The following is a 17,975-nucleotide window of genomic DNA, read 5'->3' on the forward strand; positions in this document are numbered from 1 at the left end:
TTAAAATCAGACCACAGATTCAATATCGTTATATTGCAAGCGCAGTTCAGGAATACCACATACTTTCGATTTTAATTTAAGTCTAATAATTTATGATAGAGTTAATATTGGTGGTCAATATCGAACAAGTTTTGGAAACAAAAGTAACGGAATCAAATTAATAAACCCTGATTCATTTTCAGGCAATGATAGAAGAGGGCCGACTAAACAATCCTATGATAGGTTATGCAAGGATTATACTTATTAACCAAATTAGGCAACTATAAATAATGGATGTCATGAAGTTATATTAGGTTATTATCTTGGATTTAATAAAAGAAAGTAATTACTCCAAGAGGTTTTTAGAATACTATAATACTTAAATTTTGGAAATTCAATTACCCAAAGCATACCAAACAAATAGAATTCTTGCTACATATGAATACCCAATCAAACTTTCAGAACTATCATACAAAGCTATTAGTTGCTTTCCTGTTACTAGTATCAGCAAATCAACCTAACGGACAAGATATTGAAGGAGACTTTTAACTGGGCAGTATCGGAGGATTCTCCAAAGTCGAAAAGTGGGATAAAGACCTAGTTTATCACGAAGCTATCTCCCGCTTCTTCAGCATATTTAAAAAAAGCATGATAGAAGACAAGGGCCAGACGCAATTTAGGAGACTGCTACAGACTAACTTCCAAATACGATAAAGCTTGAATATTGGTATAGGGCTGTGGAAAAGGTGGGTGGAAAACCAAAGTATAAACTTTTTATGGACAAATGTTACAAATGAATGGGAAATATGATGAAGCTGCAAAATGGCATACACAATACATAGGCAGGAAGCAATTACCAGAGGACAGAATGATCTACTAACGAGATGAAAGCATGTCTAGATTGAGGACAGCTTACATTCTAGAGATAGATATAGCGGTAAAAATTTAAGCCTAACTCACCTAAGCTGTGATTTTGCTCCGCTGGATTTGATAACGGATTAATTTACTCATCTTCGAGAGACAGTGCAAAAGCTGTAAGGAGAACACACTTGGACTGGTACCAATTTTGATATGTGGTTTGTAAAAGGAGAAAAACTAATTTGGAAACCACAAGAATGAAGGGCGATGCAGTAACTATTTATCACGAAGGTGTAGCTACATTTACACCTGATAACAAAAAGCACGTATACCAGAAATAATTATTTTGTTGGTAAGACAAATCTAGTACAGATAAGGTTATTAAATTTAAAATATTTGAATCAGAAGTTGAAGGGAATAAGTGTGAAAAATGACAAAAATTTCCTTACAATAACAATGAGGAGTAGGTGAGTCATTCTGCCCTGACACCTGATGGAAATACACTTTATTTCCTTGTAAGTGACATGCCAGGAGTGATATAGTGCAATGGATATTTATGTTTCTAAAAAGAAGGAGAGCAATTCGAGTATCCCAAAAATCTTGGTCCAGACATTAATACAGAGGGAAGAGAAATGTTCTTGTATGTTGATGCAGAAGGTGGAATTGTATTTTGCTATGATGGTCACGGAGGTTTTAGGTGGATTAGATAACTTTAGGGTTAATCAAAATTCTAAAACAGGAAAATGGGGGAAATCAAGCAGAAACATTACCATTCATCAATAAATAGAGCTATGGGAAGGATTTTGCTATGCATTCTTGGCAAGGATATGTTTTGGTTATTTTGCTTGATAGACCAGATGAAAAGGTTTAGATGATATATACAGTTTTAACGATGATGGTAACTATCTGGAAGGAATTCAGTTGTAGATGCAGAAACCGGAGAACCTATTTGCAAAGTAACGTTGTAATGATAGCAAAATTTGATGCTTCCGAAAGAGGTAGAACTACAATAGAATGTGATGGTGAATTTGAATTTAACAATGTTAGAAATACAGATTATTGCTTTGCGTTAAAAGAAGGATATAGTTCAAATGATAAAGTTTGTGCTACAACCAAAGGTGTTGTAACAGGTGGTAAAGTATTTGTGAAAATCCCGTATAACCAAGAAAAAGAGTATGCAATGAGCGCATTGGTTTTGGGGTAAAACACCCAAAGTAAAGCAGGAAGTAAATCTGTTGCAGATAAATCAGTAGATGATAAATCACCCGCAGATAAATCAGTAGACGATAAATCAGTAGACGATAAATCAGTAGACGATAAATCACCTGCGGATAAACCAGAAAGTTGATAAATCACCCAAATCTGTTGAAGATTGGCGATTTTAAAGCCATTAGCAAATGCAAAAATATTATTGTCAAGTCAATGCGAAGGATGGACTAAAGCTTTAACTACGGATGAGAACGGCAAAATTTGTGAAGTAGTTAGATGCGACTGTGATTACATAATTGTAGCGAATGCACAAGGTTTCCTTCCTGGTAGCACAACTGCAATTAAGATGATGGTGAATGTATTATAGACCGCAAGTGTGGCGTTAATCCAAAAGAAGTGGAAGTGATTTGGATAAAATTCCCGGTGGTGTCGATAAGACGGTGACGGTATACCTGAGGATTTGGTCCATCAATTGAATTGAAGATATTTATTATGACTTTGACAAATGGTACATCCGTACAGAAAGTGAAAGAGAGCTAGGCAAGCTTTTAGGTTTATGGAAGAGAATCCGGATGCAGTGGTAGAGATTGGTTCTCACACGGATGCAAGCGCACCATTTGAGTATAACATTAAATTATACAACGCCGTGCACAAAGCGTGGTAGACTGGCTGATTGCGCGAGGCGTAAAGAAGAGTCGTTTGAAACCGAAAGGATACGGAGAAACGCAACCGAGAAATGCGTGTACAGATGGTGTAACGTGTTCAGAATACGAACATCAGCGTAACCGTCGCACAGAGTTCAGAGGTTCGGCGGTAGCATCAACTTGAAATCCTAGGAAGATTCGACATGCAGGTAGACCCTTGCAAAGTTTGTCCATTCTAAAAAATAAAGAGAACTTAGTTTATGGAAGCCTTCTGATACGTCAGAAGGCTTTTTATTAAAAATATCTTTTTTTTTGGAATTTGACAACAAAATGTATCTCAATAGATAGAAAGATACTATTATGCAGGAACGTTTATTACATTTTATCTGGCAAAATAAATTATTCAATACTAAAGAACTAAAAACGGTTAAAGGAAATGAAGTACAGATTCTTGATTTTGGAAAATACAATAAAGATGGTGGCCCGGATTTCTGGAATGCCAAAGTAAAAATTGATAGAGGTTATTTTAGTTGGAAATATAGAACTACATATTTATGCTTCCGATTGGAAACGGCATAAACATCAATACGACAAAAATACAAAATGTAATTTTGCATGTCGTTTATTTTAATGATGACGAAACGTTACAGCTTCCAACTGTTCAGCTCAATGGACGCATTCCGGTTATATTGCTCGAAAATATGAATCTATGATGCTTTCCAAGCAAGAATTAATATGTGAGCAAATGCTCGACGTGGTAGATAATTTTTACATTGGAAATTGGAAAGAAAGGCTGGTGATCGAACGACTGGAACGAAAATCTGATGAGATTTTAGAAGCTTAAAAGAGCATAACAACGATTGGGAACAAACATCTTTATCAACTGTTAGCTAAATATTTTGGCAGCCATATAAATAAAGAACCTTTTGAAAACATAACGCGCTTACTGGATTATAAAATAGTATTGAAACACTCTAATGATAATTTTCAAGTCGAAGTATTGTTGTTTGGTGTTGCAGGATTTTAAATAAAGATTTGTTGAAATATATCCAAGAGAGCTGAAAGCAGAATATCAGTTTTTAAAACAAAATATAGGCTATCACAATTGCAGGAACACCAGTGGCAGTTTTTGCGTATGCGACCGGTTTCATTTCCAACAATCAGACTGGCCTGGTTTGCAAAAAGTGGTGCAACAAATGCCATTGTTAACCAAAATATTGAAGATGAAAGATGAAGATTTTTTCCTAGAGGATATAGAGGTTTCCGATTACTGGAGCCAACATTATGTATTTGATAAACTCAGTAAATTAAAATCAAAATCCATAGGTGATGACTTTAAATCAATTGTTAAAATAAATGTAGTAGCACCTATATTATATGCCTATGGAAAATGCTGTGGTGAAGAAAAATATAAAGACAAAGCATTTGATGTTTTATATAAAACAACAGCCGAAGTAAATAATAAAACAAAAAAATACACAAATCAGATTTGGCAACAGAATGCTGCATTTGACACACAGGCAGTAATAGAATTAAACGACAGTTATTGTACGGGAAAAAGATGTCTTGAATGTGCAATAGGATACAAAATTTTGCGCAATAGTAACAACGAACTTTTAGCAAATAATTGCTAACTTTAAAAAATGTTAGAGAAGCCACTGCAAATATTTCATTCAAAATCTCTGAGAGACTTCATAGAGATGCGTGTGTATGGCGTCTGTTCATATCTTGGAAGAAAATTATCTATGCCATCAAAGCGGGTTCGCCTTTTTTTTATTTATACTTCTTTTATTGCGTTAGGTTCACCGGTAATCATTTATTTGATTCTGACATTTGTATTGAATCTTCGCTATATGATTAATAATAAACGCAATCCTGTTTGGGATATATAAGCTGTTTAAGCGTGTATTTATTAAGTGCTAAAATGAAATCTAACCAGCTTTCCGAACCGCAAATTATACAGAAACTAGAATCGTTTTGTGCCTATCGCGAACGCTGCGAATCAGAAGTGCGTCAAAAAATTATATCAGCTGGCAGTAGAAGATTCGGATACGGATTTTTACCTGAATTATCTGAAAGAAAATAATTTCCTGAATGAAGAACGATTTGTAAGTGCCTTTGCTCGCGGAAAATTCAACATTAAGAGTTGGGGCAAGCGCAAGATTATGCAGGAACTGCAATCGAAAAGAATCGACTCCAAAAAAATCCAACAAAGCATCAACGCCATTGATGAAGGTGCTTATTTTCTGAGATTACAGGATATTCTCGAGAAAAAAAATAAGACGATTAAAGAACAAGATAACTTTAAAAAGAAACAAAAACTCATTCAGTATGCTTTGCAAAAGGCTATGAAATGCAATTGATTCAGGAAGCACTGAAAATTATGATAACTTAAAATCTGCATTTTATCTTGAATCTCTGCCAACTAAATTCTATTTTTAAATTATGCAAAGACAAACATATACAGAAGGCTCGCCATGGGAACCCATCGTTGGCTACGCAAGAGCCGTGAAAATTGGCAATATAATTGAAATTTCAGGCACCACTGCCAGCGTAAACGGTGAAGTGGTAGGAAAAGGTGATGTGTACGAACAAACGAAATGTATTTTACAAAAATTTGAAAAAGTATTGCAGGAATTCGGCGCATCAACGAAAGATGTGGTGCGAACGAGAATTTTCTGTACGGATATAGCTCAATGGGAAGCCATCGGAAAAGCACATGGAGAATTCTTCTCAGAAATTAAACCAACCACAGGAATGTACCAGATTTCTAAGCTTATTTCTGATGATTTGCTGGTAGAAATTGAAGCAACCGCCATTCTCAGCGAATAGTTGTAAATTATAATATAGTTTACTACCTTTATTTTTATGAAAAATAAAAATGCGCTTTGGTTGCTGTTGCTATTCTTTAGTTCAGTAATCATCATGTCTTGCCGTGAAGGCGTTGGCGCCCTGCCGACCAATACAATGATTGGAAAAAATTGAAGCAGCTCGCAAACAACAATTGAAAAGTCCGAACAATCCGAATAAAAAAGGCGGTAAAAAGGAAAGGCTAATGTGGTTGGCAACGGTGTTGTCCCAAAATAAAATTCATGCAGAAATATATTTTTCTCATTCCGCTTTTTTTGTTTGCCTGTAAAAAAGGAAGATAAAACGAGTCGGATTTCAGCACGTCAGCGCCATCTAAAATTGCCATATTTTCAGTGGATACTGTAAGCGGTATGCAAACACTCCAATACGAAATAAATTATTTCTATAACGATTCTACCGAAAATTCGACAGCATCATTGTTGGTGGAATAATAAATAGATTTGACTATTCGCGTTTAGCTACAGAAAATAAAATCCTATTGAATTTTACCGATTCTGCTTCAGGATATAACGAAATTATTTTTAATCCAAATTTTTATACATTAAACGAGTATAATGAAATTCCACCATCAGGAAGCACAGCAACCAATCTGCTTCAATACGACACCTACAAAAGAGTAACTAATTTTATCTACAGCAATTATCCGAGTGCAGGTAATTTTTCTCAAACATATTCCTATAACTTTGATTCTACGATTATACACACATTGCGTCCTTATGATGGTTGTGAAACAAATGATACTATTACGAATTCATTTTATGATATGAGTACAACTTTGCCATACTTGCTCTTTACAAATATCAATAACAACTGCGGTACTTTTGGATTAAATATATTAAGAGCATTGCCTTTGTCTAATTACAGCTATAAGTTACCTTACAAAATGGTGAATAATTTATTTGAAACAAGTTTTAGTTATACCGGTGATAGTAATTCCAGACTGGCAGAAGCCGTAGTGGTTTCACGACTTAGAATCAATAATCAGATTTTCCAGAAGTTGAAGATTGTAGTATCGTATTAATTTTTTGGTATTTATCTTTAATTGCAAATGGTAAAAAGCTACAAACATCAGGTATTTATTGTTATCAGCATACTGTTGTCTTTCGTGCTTTTTGCAGTAAATCCATTGCAACTGGATGTTAAAGCTGCAAAAGTTTTAGCGATTGCTTTTCTGGTTATTTTTCTATGGATTACAGAAGCCATACCAATGGCAGCTTCGGCATTGCTGCCTCTGATTTTATTTCCATTACTGAATATAATGCCGGTTAAAGAAGTTGCGAAATCTTATGGCGATCCGATAATATTTTTATTTATGGGTGGATTTTTTCTCGGACTCGCTATAGAAAAATGGAATTTACACAAACGCATAGCACTCAATATTGTCAGGCTTTCCGGTACCAACGGCAACAGTATCATACTCGGTTTTGTTATTGCCACCGGCACAATAAGTATGTGGCTCAGCAATACCGCTACTACCATGATGTTGTTTCCAATTGCGACTTCCGTTATTTTTGTAATTAAAGAAAATCATACACAAGGCAATCAGCAGAATTTCTCTATCGCTTTGATGTTGGTCATTGCCTATGCTTCCAACTTAGGCGGTATTGCTACTATTATCGGCACACCACCAAATGTTGCGTATGTTGGTTTTATAAAAGATAAACTTAATCACTCCATAGATTTTTTTGACTGGATGAAGTTGGTGATGCCTTTGTCTATTGTCTTGCTGCTGCTTTTGTATATTGTTACCACAAGATTTTTATATCCGAATAAAATGGAAAAAAGCGAAGCCACGGCAAACTACATAAAAGAAGAAATTAATAAACTCGGAAAAATGTCTGCTACCGAATGGCGTGTATTACTGATATTTTTATTTACCGCATTTTTATGGATTACACAAAGCATCTGGAATAAATTATTTCAGTTAAAATTAGATGATGCCATGATTGCGCTAATCGGAGCGGTACTGTTATTTGCAATTCCATCTTCCATAAAAAAGACGAAGCAGAAAATTCTGTTTATTTACCCATTTTACATTGGAACGATACCAAAAGAATGGCTTGGGGAATTTTGATTTTATTTGGCGGCGGACTTGCCCTGGCAAAAGGACTCGAAGAAGCTGGTTTAATTCAGCTATTAGGAAAAGTACTGGCACAAATTGCACCTGATAATTTGTTCTTGTTAATTCTGTTAATTACGACACTTTCTATTTTTATCAGCGAAGTAATGAGCAATGTAGCACAGGTAATAATTTTTGCACCGGTTGTGACAGCTCTAGCAATTTCCTTAAATATTCATCCCTGCTGCTGGGTATACCGATGTGCCTTGGAGCCAGTTGTGCAGGTATGTTGCCAATGGGAACGCCACCCAATGCCATTGCTTTTTCCAGCGGACATATTGCACTGAAAGACATGCTGAAAACAGGATTTGTAATGAATATAATTAGTATCCTGTTTATCAGCTTAGCTTGTTATTTCTTGTTGCCGTTAATGATGGAATTAAGATAATATACATCTTCATTAAACCTTTCTATTTTTTAAAAGTCTAACCTGTATAATTTACAGTACACATCCAATTTAAAGAATATGAAAACTAAGTCCTTACTATTATTACTTGTGCTCTTTTCCGGAATAACTTTGTTTGCTCAACAACACAAAGGAAAAGGACAAAAAAGCTACCGTTACTAAAACCACCAAAACGTATAAATCGCCTAAAACTAACAAGACCTACAAGTCAACGACGGTAAAGGTGAATAAGCCAAACAATAGCACAAAAATAGTTTCCGTAAACAGGTATCCGCGCAACAATGTAGTAGTAGTGAAGCCAAGAGTAGTGCATACAGTAAAGGTATTACCGGTTGGATATACTCAGGTCTTTTATGGCAAAAGAAATTACTATTGTCACGGTGGCTATTACTATCATTATCACAAAGGAATATACAGAACTATTGCGCCACCGTTCGGTTTTCGAATTGGATTTTTGCCGGTAGGGTATCGCACGGTTTACATCAATACGTTGCCGCACTATTATTACAGAGGCGTTTATTATCGTCAGGTAAATAATGAATACGAAGTGGTGGAACCTTCAGTAGGTACTGTTGTTCCGGAGCTTCCGGAAAACGATGTGGAAGTAGTTACTATCGACGGAGAAACCTATTATGAGTTTGATGATATCTTGTACAAACCTTTAGTAACAAAAGAAGGCGTGCAATATGAAGTCGTTGGAAGATTAGATGACTGATAGTTTTTTCAATCCTTCTATGTCTTTATAAAAATGCTGAAGTTCTTTTTCTTTTGTTGCCTGAATGGCTTTTAATGCCTGTTTGATTTGCACAGCCGCTTTTGTTTTATTGCCGGAAACGATATGTGCACGAGCAGCAGATTCATACGCATAAGCAGTATAAAAACCATCGGGTTTCTCGGTTTTACAAAGCTGAATATTTTCTTCTGCAAACAATAAAGCATTAGCACCATCACCAACATGTGCATAGGCTTTGGAGATTTGCCACAAACTAATTGAAGTGTGTGTACTCGTATGCGCAGGCACTTGCTGCCATAAATAAAACGAGGTATGCACCAGATTTAATAAACTGATTTTTTCCTTTTTAGTCAGCTTCTTTTTCTCCAGATATTTCCAGGCTTCATTAAAGGTTTGCTTAGCTTTTTGCTGCAGGATGGCGCTGGTTTTTTTGTCTTGCATATTTGTGGTTATAGTTTCTTTTTTATAAAATACCATTTCTTCTGTCCATTCTTTTTCTTTGTCGTGCATGCTCAGTTTTATGACTAATTTATTTTTGGTACGCTGATAGGTAAGTCCGCTGAAATAGGCTGTTTGATTTTCTGTTTTTATCAATTTAAAGGTAGTCCATTCTGCTTTTTCTTCCCAGCCGCTGAGGTCTGCACTGAAATGCTTCAGCTTTACGGACAGCGTGCTGTCGCTTTCCTGAATGATATTCATGTATTCGGTAAACTGCAATTTCCCTTTGTCATAAATTCTGCAAATGCCCTGCATGCTGTTGTCGGCGGCAGGCATCCAGAGTTCGTCGCAGTCACCACCAAAAGCAGTGCCTTTCCAGCGACCAACCATCCAGGATAATTTCGAAATATCCGTTTTTTGCTGTGTCATGCCGTCTTTAAGTTTTAAGACTTCCTGTGCCTGACCAACCTTGCAAAAAGTAAGCAAAAGACTGATGCAAATAATTATTTTGGTGTTCATAGGTGAAATTTAAGGAGAATTTTTCAGACTGTCAAACAGCCTTTTACTAAGTAGCATGTTTATTGCAATACTAAAAGCATGAAGTAAGCAGCACATAAATAGTAAAGAGTCAATCCAGAGAAAGCGTGAATCTCATATTCGATTATCCGATAATTTTTTGCATGCACACACTGTTCTCCACGTTCTCGTATTGTCCGTAATTAGGAATTATGGTGTAGCCTGATTTCTGATACAGATGAACGGCATCCGTTTGTTTTTTGCCGGTTTCTAAAACCGCTTCTTGGTAGTTCAGTTCGGCTGCCCAGTTTTCCAGTTCTTTTAAGATAAGGCCTGCAATACCTTTGCCGCGTGATTCCGGCACTACATACATGCGTTTTATTTCTACAGAATTTGTGTCGTATGCTTTAAATGCACCACAACCAAGTGGAACTGTATCTTCATAACAAACGACGGCGTTTCGCAGCGTATCTATCTTGTTATACTGCGCATAAAAGGCATGTTCATCGCCATCAATGATGCTGAGGTATTTATCCAAATGTGCCACTAGCTGCTGAAAGTCTGCATCGTCTGAAGTGGTTCTTTTTATAGTGAGCATGTTTAAAATTAGCAATTGATTGGAATATTTTATAAAAAATCAAATGCTACATGCTGTGCCAGCGCGGTGAAAACCAACAAATGTAAATGTGAAGAAATGCAGTAAAATCTGTAAAATTTTAAGTGGTTGAGTTAAAATTTTACCAGCGACCCATAAATTTTTATAATATGTAGTTAAAATTTTAGGTGATTAAGTTAAAGTTTTAGGTCTGACACCTAAAGTTTTAGGTCCGACACCTAAAATTTTAGCTTTTTTGCTACATAAGTGGGAATTTTCTATCGTATAGAGCACCAAAGTGGGAAAATGCTCAATTTGTTATTGACAGGCTTTGTAACCTGTCAACCAATGCACATCATGAAGACCGATGAGAAAAGAATATTAGTTGTTGTAAAGTAATTTTTGGAAAACAGTTGAAAAGTGATAATACTTTTCGTTGGCTGGAAATTATTTTTTAAAATCATTCCATATTAAGTTAAAAACTTATAATACAACGCGGCGAAGTCTAAGACGTTCGCCGAGCGATGCGATACTTCGATTATCTTGGGATATTATAATACTAGATAGCAAATAAAAATAATTGTTACAATTGTTGTTGTAAGAATAGACAATAATGAATATAGATTGGTGTTTTGGGTAAGTCTTCCATGTTTGTACATTTCACTGAATTTTTTATCAGTTATTCTTGCCTCAAATCTGCTTCTTTCCATCATTCTATATTCAATGAAGATTAAAAGAATTAAATTAAAAACTGGAATTAAAATACTGAAAATAGAGATTGTATTATAGACTTTAAATAATGCAAAATAACCTGCAATTAAAATATTGTTGAACGTAAATAGTTTATCGTGAATTCTATCAAAATGCTTTAGAGTATTCTTTATGCCCTCTTCTTCAATTTGTGACAACTTTTGATCTATTTGATCTATTTCTTTGTTTATCATATAATGTTATATACGTTAGATGGCTGCAAATTGTGCAATTTTCATGTGTTTGTGTTCTGTTGTATTAATATGGTTTATTTTTTTTTCTTAAAGGTGTATTTAGTGTAGTTTTTTAATTCTTTTTGATCTTGCATTTCATATCCATTTGAAGACATAAAATTTAGAAAGTCAGTTGAATTCTTAAACTCTATTGAATTTCCATTTTTATCAATAATACGCAATGTTACTAATTTGAAATTTTCAAAAGGTTGTGGTTTTATCAAATCTTTTTCTGCCTTAAAATACTCACCATTTTTATATGATTGCAATTCTATTTCAAAATAATCAGAGTTTAATAGATATGTAGAATCTATTGTATTCATTTCTTTATTAATTTCAGTCGTTGTTGAAATGTTGATGTGAATTTCAGATTTTTTATTGCAAGAAATAATCAAAACGATTAAATATGGAATAATTTTTTTAAAGTCTTTCATTTTGGTTTAAGGTTTATTTATATGATTTATTTTAGTAGTCGCTTGTGTTTTGTTTGTAAAGTATTAATATTCTATTTAAAGCTTATTATTTGATTTATTAATTAATAAAGATAATAAAAACCCAAGCACCTAACTAATATTCCTCCAAATACTATTGCTATTCTTTTGGTGTTGTAAATAATATTTCAGTGCAGCATTTTCCGGTTTTTCTAAAGTGGCATCTTCTTCCAGTAAAGCAATCGCGGCTTTTCTGGCTTCTTCTATAATCGGTCCGTCGGTGGCAAGGTTGGCAATCTTCAAATCTACATTGCCGCTTTGCTGCGTGCCTTCCATATTGCCGGGTCCGCGCAACTGCAAATCCACTTCGGCAATTTTAAAACCATCGTTGGTATCTACCATCGTTTTTATACGCGTCTTGCCGTCTGCACTAATCTTATGCGTCGTCATTAAAATGCAATACGATTGTTCCGCGCCGCGTCCAACTCTGCCGCGCAACTGGTGCAGTTGCGACAAACCGAAACGTTCCGCGTTTTCTATAATCATCACACTGGCATTCGGCACATTCACGCCTACTTCAATCACCGTAGTAGCCACCATAATCTGCGTTTCGCCTTTCACAAAACGCTGCATTTCAAAATCTTTATTTTCAGATTTCATTTTTCCATGCACTATACTTACGTTGTACTGCGGCAACGGAAAGGCACGTGATATACTTTCAAAGCCGTTTTGTAAATCCACCAAATCTAATTTCTCACTTTCTTCAATCAACGGATATACGATATAAATTTGCCGACCTAGTTTTATTTCATCACGCATAAAATCAAACACACCAATGCGCTGTGTTTCGTAGCGATGCACGGTTTTAATCGGTTTTCTTCCTGGCGGCAATTCATCCAATACAGAAACATCCAAATCGCCGTACAACGTCATAGCCAACGTGCGTGGAATCGGTGTTGCCGTCATGACTAAAATATGTGGTGCAACGGTATTTTTCTTCCAGAGTTTTGCGCGTTGTGCCACACCAAAACGATGTTGTTCATCAATCACCACAATGCCCAAATTTTTAAAGATGACATTGTCTTCCAGCAAAGCATGCGTGCCGAGTAAAATATGAATTTTGCCTTCTGCCAAATCCGCCAGCAGTTCTTTGCGGTGTTTGGATTTGGAAGAACCTGTCAGCAGTTCAATGCGCACGCCGATTTTTTCACATAGTTCTTTAAGACCAGCATAATGTTGTTGTGCTAAAATTTCTGTCGGTGCCATCAATGCCGCCTGATAATTGTTGTCAATTGCCATCAGCATCGTTAGCAAGGCCACAATGGTTTTTCCGGAACCCACATCGCCTTGCAGCAAACGATTCATTTGTTTGTTGGACAAGGTATCTTTTCGTATTTCTTTCAGCACGCGTTTCTGCGCATTCGTCAGTTCAAACGGTAAAGCCTGTTCGTAAAAGTTTTTAAAATAATGATCTACTTTTTTCAAAGAAGATACCGGCTTCCCGTTTTCTGATAATTTTAATTGCAGTAAATTTAATTGTATCAGAAATAATTCTTCAAACTTCAGGCGTTTTACGGCTGCGGTTTGCAAGGCTAAAGTTGAAGGCAAATGAATATTTTTGATGGCTTCATACCGGCTCATCAGTTGATATTTGGACAAGATGTCTTTCGGCAGATTTTCAGAAATATGTTCCGGTTTCAGTTGCGCCAGCAAGGTCATCATCAGTTTGGAAATGCCTTTGCTGTCCAGACTTCTGGTCTTCATTTTTCCGAAGTGTTGTACATGGCACGAAAGGTGCCGGCTTCTTCCGATGTGTAAGCAGACAGCGGTTCCAGGTCAGGATGTGTGATGTTGAGTTTGCCGTTAAACCAGCTCGGTTTGCCGTATAACACGTATGTTTCTTTGGTATTCAGACTCTTCACCAGCCATTTCACGCCTTGAAACCAAACCAATTCTATTTCTCCGTCAGTATCATAAAAAACAGCAGTCAGACGTCTTGCTCTGCCTTCGCCGAGTTCGCGAATGTCTTTTAGTTTTCCTTTTAGTTGTATAAATGTTTGTGTGTTGTCGATATGTTGTGTGGAATAAAACTGTGTACGGTCGATATAACGATACGGATACAGTTTCAGTAAATCACCGAAGGTAAAAATTTCCAGTTCTTTTTTAAGAATGTCTGCACGCTCCGGGCCAACGCCTTTCAGATACTCGATTGGAGTAACCAGAAATGATTTTGTTGCGGTAGATTGCATCGAAACAAAGATAATTAATTAGCTGATGTGTGAATTTTAAAAGAATAAAAAAGTATTGGAATTTTTAAAACACATAGACACATAGTTTTAGTAAAAAAGAGCAAATCAGACCATACAATGCTGTCCGCCTGACAAGAAAATATAGAAGTAAGCTTCGCTTACCTATGTTTGTTTATGAACGATCGTTTAGGTTTCTACTAACCATTTAGCTTTCATCTCGATGTTTCTATGTGTTTTGTTTTTTGACAGCATTCATTTTTATGCAAAAGCTAATCTTTTCTTACAAATTAGTTTTGTAGATTTAAAGCATGGGAAAAAGAATCAACGCCTTTACCGATGATGCACTCGGTACAATGGATGCAACTGAATTAGCAGCTGCAATTTCAACAAAAAAAATATCCGTAAAAGAAGTAACCGAAGCAGCCATTGCACGTGCGGAAAAAGTAAATCCAACCTTAGGTGCTATCGCTATTAAGATGTACGATGATGCACGTAACAACGATAAACTAAATCAAGATGGACCATTTTATGGTGTTCCTACTTTTGTAAAAGATAATGATTTTATTAAAGGATATCCGGTGCAGAAAGGTACCGGTGCATTTGTTTCCAAAGTTGCGAAGAAAAACAGTAAATATGTCAATCAGTTTTTTTCTTCCGGTGTGAACTGTATCGGCAAAACGACCATGCCTGAGTTCGGGTTTATTTGCAGTACAGAAAATGAAAAATGGCATGTCACCAGAAATCCATGGAATACAGATTATACAACGGGTGGCTCATCATCTGGTTCTGCTGCCATGGTGGCTAGTGGTGTGGTGCCGATTGCCACAGCTAATGATGGCGCTGGTTCTACTCGTATTCCGGCATCTTGTTGTGGTTTGGTTGGGTTGAAGCCAACACGTAAACGTTTGTTTTATATGGAAGGCACGGAAACCTTGCCGGTGAATATTGTGTATCAGGGTGTGCTTACACGCAGTGTACGCGATACCGCTGCTTTTTATGCTGCTGCGGAAAAATTTCATTACAATAGCAGATTGCCAAGAATAGGACATGTACAAAATCCATTGAACAGAAAGTTAAAAATTGCCTTCTTTGAAAATTTACCGGAAGGCAAACAAGGTCACATGGATCAAGATACCTTTCGCGTGCAGTTGGAAACCGCGAAATTATTAGAATCCTTAGGTCATTCAGTTGAGATGATAAAAGTACCTTTGGATATTGAGTCACTCACCTTGCATTATTTGACCTACTATGGTTTTTTATCGTACATGTCTATCAATTTCGGAAGACTGACACATGGTGCAGCTGTAGACAAATCTGTGTTGGAACCATTTACATTAGGCTTGGCAGAAACATTTGCCAAACGAAAAACAAAATTATTAAGCAGCATAAGCACGTTGGTGCGTTCTGCAAAAAGTACAGAAGATAAATTAGAGAAAGATTATGATATCATCATGACGGCAGTAACGACCAAGCGTACGCCGGAAATTGGTTATTTCTCACCTTTATTAGATTACAAAGAAATCGCCTGGCGTGGTGCTGATTTTGCATCCTTTCTGCCTTTGTTCAATATATCAGGTTCGCCTGCTATTTCATTGCCATTAGGAACAGCGTCCAACGATATGCCTGTAGGTGTGCAGTTTGTGGCACCTTTCGGACAAGATGCGTTACTGCTTGAGTTGGCTTTGCAATTAGAAACGGCACAACCGTGGAAGTTTATTTACGATAAGTAGAGAATAAATATCTTACTAAAATTCCTTATAGCTATTCTGTTTTTTCGATTTTTTAAAACCAACAACTGTCATAGGAATGCCTGTAATTAAACATGCGGTACTTGGTGTGTATCCCATAATCCCAACTAAAGCGGCAGCAAAATCACCGATGTGATGATTGGAATAATTATCTGATACGCCATAAATAATTACGAAAGGTGTAGTGGTTAAAATACCAGCGCCACCTAAACTGGTAAATATTAGACCGGTTATTTTTAGTCGTTTTGCACGTTTTAAAATAGCGTCAATATCAGTTTTATCTTTTTTAAAATAGGTTTCAGAAATGGTAAGATTGACTTTTGATGCCATAATTTTTTTATTGTTGGCTGAAAAATCAAATACATTACTTTGCTGCGCTTTTATAGATATACTAAAAAATAACAATATGATAGATGCAATATATTTATTCATAATGCAAATGTAAAAAATAATTACTAAAATTATTGTCTTATTTCCACTGCAATGTTTCTATGATATGCTGAACGTCTTCTCTGAAATATTTTACTGCCGGTGCAATAGAATCGGCATTTGGTGAAGCAAAAAAATACAGTGAGCCACGAAGAAAATGTTGTGAACTGTCTGTAACATAAAACTGTACGGCGCTGGCAGCATTGCCACCTACATCATAGACAATTCCGCTTACGTTCTTGTTTTTTCCGCGAACGGGTGTCTCATCAATATAATCCGCTTTCACGGTATGCTTGAACGTCAGCTTGTAGCTGTCGCGGATGAGTTTATCCAGCGTATTGTTCTGGTCAATGGAGGTATAGCTTAAATAGATTTTCCCTTGGTAGTCCGGATAAATGATATTGAACCAGCAGGGGTGCGCATTGATTTCTTCCGGGTTGGACGAATCTTTCTGTATCTGGCCGTAATCGGCATATTCAAACGTGAAAGGACAAACGGTATTGCTGTAGGAGGTATATGTCCGTTCCTTCGGGAATTCTATCCGGAAATAAGCAGTACGTTTCGGGGTGTAGTTTTCCCTGCAGGATGTTACAGTTAATGTAACAATTAAGCAATGTAAGAATATAATGATGTTTCGCTGTTTCGTGGAAAGGATATTTCGTTTTATTTGTTTCATTGTTTCATTGCTACATTGTTACATTATTTAATTAATCGTAATCTTTACGCGTATCACTCTCGTCTTATCTGCTTCTAAAATCAAAAAAGTGAACTGTTCGAATTTCAGCACATCCCCTTCCACCGGAATTTCGGAATTTAATTCAAGAACCAAACCTGCTAAAGAATCCGCATCGCCGCTCACTTTTCAAAGGAATTTCCGGGAATTTCCAATACCTTGCAAACATCGTTTCAAGGCGGTTCTTCCTTCAAAAATGAAGTTATAGTTGTCAATCTTCTTGTAGTCAATTTCACTGGCATCATCAAATTCATCCTTGATATCGCCGATAACCTCTTCGAGCACGTCTTCCAGTGTCACAATGCCCGAACTGCCGCCGTATTCATCCACAACAATTGCCATGTGTACCCGCTTGGTCTGGAAGTCTTCGAGCAGATCGTCTATTTTTTTAGTTTCCGGAACAAAGAAAGCCTGTTTTATTAACTGCAGCCATTGGAAATTCTTATCTGCATCAATATAATTCAATAAATCTTTTGCGTAAATGATACCCACCACTTTATCGAAGTTGTCTTCCACTACCGGAATACGGGAGTAGCCCGACTCACTGACGGTGTTCAGCAATTCCTCGAAGGTAGCGTCTTTATCTACCGCCACCACATCCATACGGGAACGCATAATTTGCGTCACTGCTATGTTTCCGAATTTCACGATACTCTTCAGGATTTTGGTATCATTCCTGTCTGAGTCATTCTTATCCAGGGAATTAGTGATGTCTATCGCTTCATCGATATCCTTAGCCGTAACAATATTTCTAACGCCTTCCAATCGTTTTCGAAAAATTTGAAGTGAGAGCAAGGACTTTTTAATCAAAGGTGCAAAAGAGTTTATCAAAGTCGCTAAAGTTTGAATGGTGTATTTGGAAACTTTATAATGGTTTTGCGTGGCATACAGCTTCGGTATCACTTCGGCAAACAAAACGATGATAAATGTTTCAAATGAAATCTTAATAATAAATAAAAAGGTCTCGTGTGATTCTGCAAATTCCTGTTTCAGTAATATCTCTAGTATGTTTTCAAACATTACAACAACCGCGA

22 protein-coding genes and 1 pseudogene are annotated in these 17,975 nt (G+C 36.4%); 14 read left to right on the forward strand and 9 right to left on the reverse strand.

Annotated elements, in window-relative coordinates:
• Positions 1-1,804: 1,804 nt before the first annotated feature.
• The 13 genes from IPM95_14440 (at position 1,805) to IPM95_14500 (ending at position 8,801) form a co-directional block, all read left to right on the forward strand.
• Positions 1,805-2,041 (forward strand): hypothetical protein, encoded by a 237-nt coding sequence (locus IPM95_14440; GenBank protein MBK9330461.1) that lies wholly within the window; start codon positions 1,805-1,807, stop codon positions 2,039-2,041.
• 662 nt (positions 2,042-2,703) lie between these two features.
• Entirely contained in the window at positions 2,704-2,874 is a 171-nt protein-coding gene (locus IPM95_14445; protein ID MBK9330462.1) for a hypothetical protein, read from the forward strand.
• 176 nt (positions 2,875-3,050) lie between these two features.
• Complete coding sequence (locus tag IPM95_14450; GenBank protein MBK9330463.1) at positions 3,051-3,269, forward strand: DUF2851 family protein; 219 nt, start codon at positions 3,051-3,053, stop codon at positions 3,267-3,269.
• A 133-nt stretch (positions 3,270-3,402) separates the two neighbouring features.
• Positions 3,403-3,534, forward strand: a complete 132-nt coding sequence (locus tag IPM95_14455; protein MBK9330464.1) for a DUF2851 family protein — start codon at positions 3,403-3,405, stop codon at positions 3,532-3,534.
• Positions 3,535-3,540: 6 nt separating this feature from the next.
• Positions 3,541-3,717 carry a DUF2851 family protein gene (locus IPM95_14460; GenBank protein ID MBK9330465.1) on the forward strand — a complete coding sequence of 59 codons (177 nt, stop codon included), beginning with the start codon at positions 3,541-3,543 and terminating at the stop codon, positions 3,715-3,717.
• 16 nt (positions 3,718-3,733) lie between these two features.
• Complete coding sequence (locus IPM95_14465) at positions 3,734-4,324, forward strand: DUF2851 family protein (GenBank protein ID MBK9330466.1); 591 nt, start codon at positions 3,734-3,736, stop codon at positions 4,322-4,324.
• A gap of 345 nt (positions 4,325-4,669) precedes the next feature.
• Complete coding sequence (locus IPM95_14470; GenBank protein MBK9330467.1) at positions 4,670-5,053, forward strand: RecX family transcriptional regulator; 384 nt, start codon at positions 4,670-4,672, stop codon at positions 5,051-5,053.
• Positions 5,054-5,135: 82 nt separating this feature from the next.
• Positions 5,136-5,522 (forward strand): RidA family protein, encoded by a 387-nt coding sequence (locus IPM95_14475; protein ID MBK9330468.1) that lies wholly within the window; start codon positions 5,136-5,138, stop codon positions 5,520-5,522.
• Between the two features lie 139 nt (positions 5,523-5,661).
• The gene (locus IPM95_14480; protein ID MBK9330469.1) at positions 5,662-5,829 is read left to right on the forward strand and encodes a hypothetical protein; all 168 of its coding nucleotides are present in this window, start codon (positions 5,662-5,664) and stop codon (positions 5,827-5,829) included.
• Positions 5,830-6,039: 210 nt separating this feature from the next.
• A complete protein-coding gene (locus IPM95_14485) occupies positions 6,040-6,582 on the forward strand; it encodes a hypothetical protein (protein ID MBK9330470.1) in 543 nt (180 codons plus the stop codon).
• 27 nt (positions 6,583-6,609) lie between these two features.
• Entirely contained in the window at positions 6,610-7,635 is a 1,026-nt protein-coding gene (locus IPM95_14490) for an anion permease (protein ID MBK9330471.1), read from the forward strand.
• Positions 7,617-7,967 carry an anion permease gene (locus IPM95_14495; GenBank protein MBK9330472.1) on the forward strand — a complete coding sequence of 117 codons (351 nt, stop codon included), beginning with the start codon at positions 7,617-7,619 and terminating at the stop codon, positions 7,965-7,967. Before IPM95_14490 ends, IPM95_14495 begins: the two co-directional genes overlap by 19 nt.
• A gap of 234 nt (positions 7,968-8,201) precedes the next feature.
• Positions 8,202-8,801, forward strand: coding sequence for a hypothetical protein (locus IPM95_14500; GenBank protein ID MBK9330473.1), 600 nt, complete (start codon positions 8,202-8,204; stop codon positions 8,799-8,801).
• On the opposite strand, the gene IPM95_14505 is transcribed toward IPM95_14500, so the two are convergent.
• The 5 genes and pseudogenes from IPM95_14505 to recG all read right to left on the reverse strand — a co-directional run bounded on the left by IPM95_14505 (position 8,790) and on the right by recG (position 14,031).
• Complete coding sequence (locus IPM95_14505) at positions 8,790-9,776, reverse strand: hypothetical protein (GenBank protein MBK9330474.1); 987 nt, start codon at positions 9,774-9,776, stop codon at positions 8,790-8,792. The genes IPM95_14500 and IPM95_14505 overlap by 12 nt on opposite strands.
• Positions 9,777-9,918: 142 nt before the next feature.
• Positions 9,919-10,371 (reverse strand): GNAT family N-acetyltransferase, encoded by a 453-nt coding sequence (locus tag IPM95_14510; GenBank protein ID MBK9330475.1) that lies wholly within the window; start codon positions 10,369-10,371, stop codon positions 9,919-9,921.
• 548 nt (positions 10,372-10,919) lie between these two features.
• On the reverse strand, positions 10,920-11,312 hold the full coding sequence (locus IPM95_14515; GenBank protein MBK9330476.1) for a hypothetical protein: 393 nt from the start codon (positions 11,310-11,312) through the stop codon (positions 10,920-10,922).
• A gap of 74 nt (positions 11,313-11,386) precedes the next feature.
• Complete coding sequence (locus IPM95_14520; GenBank protein ID MBK9330477.1) at positions 11,387-11,785, reverse strand: hypothetical protein; 399 nt, start codon at positions 11,783-11,785, stop codon at positions 11,387-11,389.
• A gap of 129 nt (positions 11,786-11,914) precedes the next feature.
• A pseudogene (recG, locus tag IPM95_14525) lies at positions 11,915-14,031 on the reverse strand (ATP-dependent DNA helicase RecG).
• A 308-nt stretch (positions 14,032-14,339) separates the two neighbouring features.
• Between recG and IPM95_14530 the strand changes: the two are divergent.
• Positions 14,340-15,761 carry an amidase gene (locus IPM95_14530; GenBank protein MBK9330478.1) on the forward strand — a complete coding sequence of 474 codons (1,422 nt, stop codon included), beginning with the start codon at positions 14,340-14,342 and terminating at the stop codon, positions 15,759-15,761.
• 15 nt (positions 15,762-15,776) lie between these two features.
• Here IPM95_14530 and IPM95_14535 read toward each other — a convergent pair whose 3' ends face one another.
• The 4 genes from IPM95_14535 to IPM95_14550 are packed head-to-tail and all read right to left on the reverse strand — an operon-like array spanning position 15,777 to position 17,961.
• Positions 15,777-16,211 (reverse strand): hypothetical protein, encoded by a 435-nt coding sequence (locus tag IPM95_14535; protein ID MBK9330479.1) that lies wholly within the window; start codon positions 16,209-16,211, stop codon positions 15,777-15,779.
• A gap of 37 nt (positions 16,212-16,248) precedes the next feature.
• Positions 16,249-16,884, reverse strand: coding sequence for a gliding motility lipoprotein GldD (gene gldD, locus IPM95_14540; GenBank protein ID MBK9330480.1), 636 nt, complete (start codon positions 16,882-16,884; stop codon positions 16,249-16,251).
• Positions 16,885-16,911: 27 nt separating this feature from the next.
• Entirely contained in the window at positions 16,912-17,067 is a 156-nt protein-coding gene (locus IPM95_14545) for a hypothetical protein (GenBank protein ID MBK9330481.1), read from the reverse strand.
• 3 nt (positions 17,068-17,070) lie between these two features.
• Positions 17,071-17,961, reverse strand: coding sequence for a CBS domain-containing protein (locus tag IPM95_14550; protein MBK9330482.1), 891 nt, complete (start codon positions 17,959-17,961; stop codon positions 17,071-17,073).
• Positions 17,962-17,975 lie beyond the last annotated feature (14 nt).

The organism is Sphingobacteriales bacterium (genome assembly GCA_016719635.1).
Taxonomy (GTDB): domain Bacteria; phylum Bacteroidota; class Bacteroidia; order Chitinophagales; family JADIYW01; genus JADJSS01.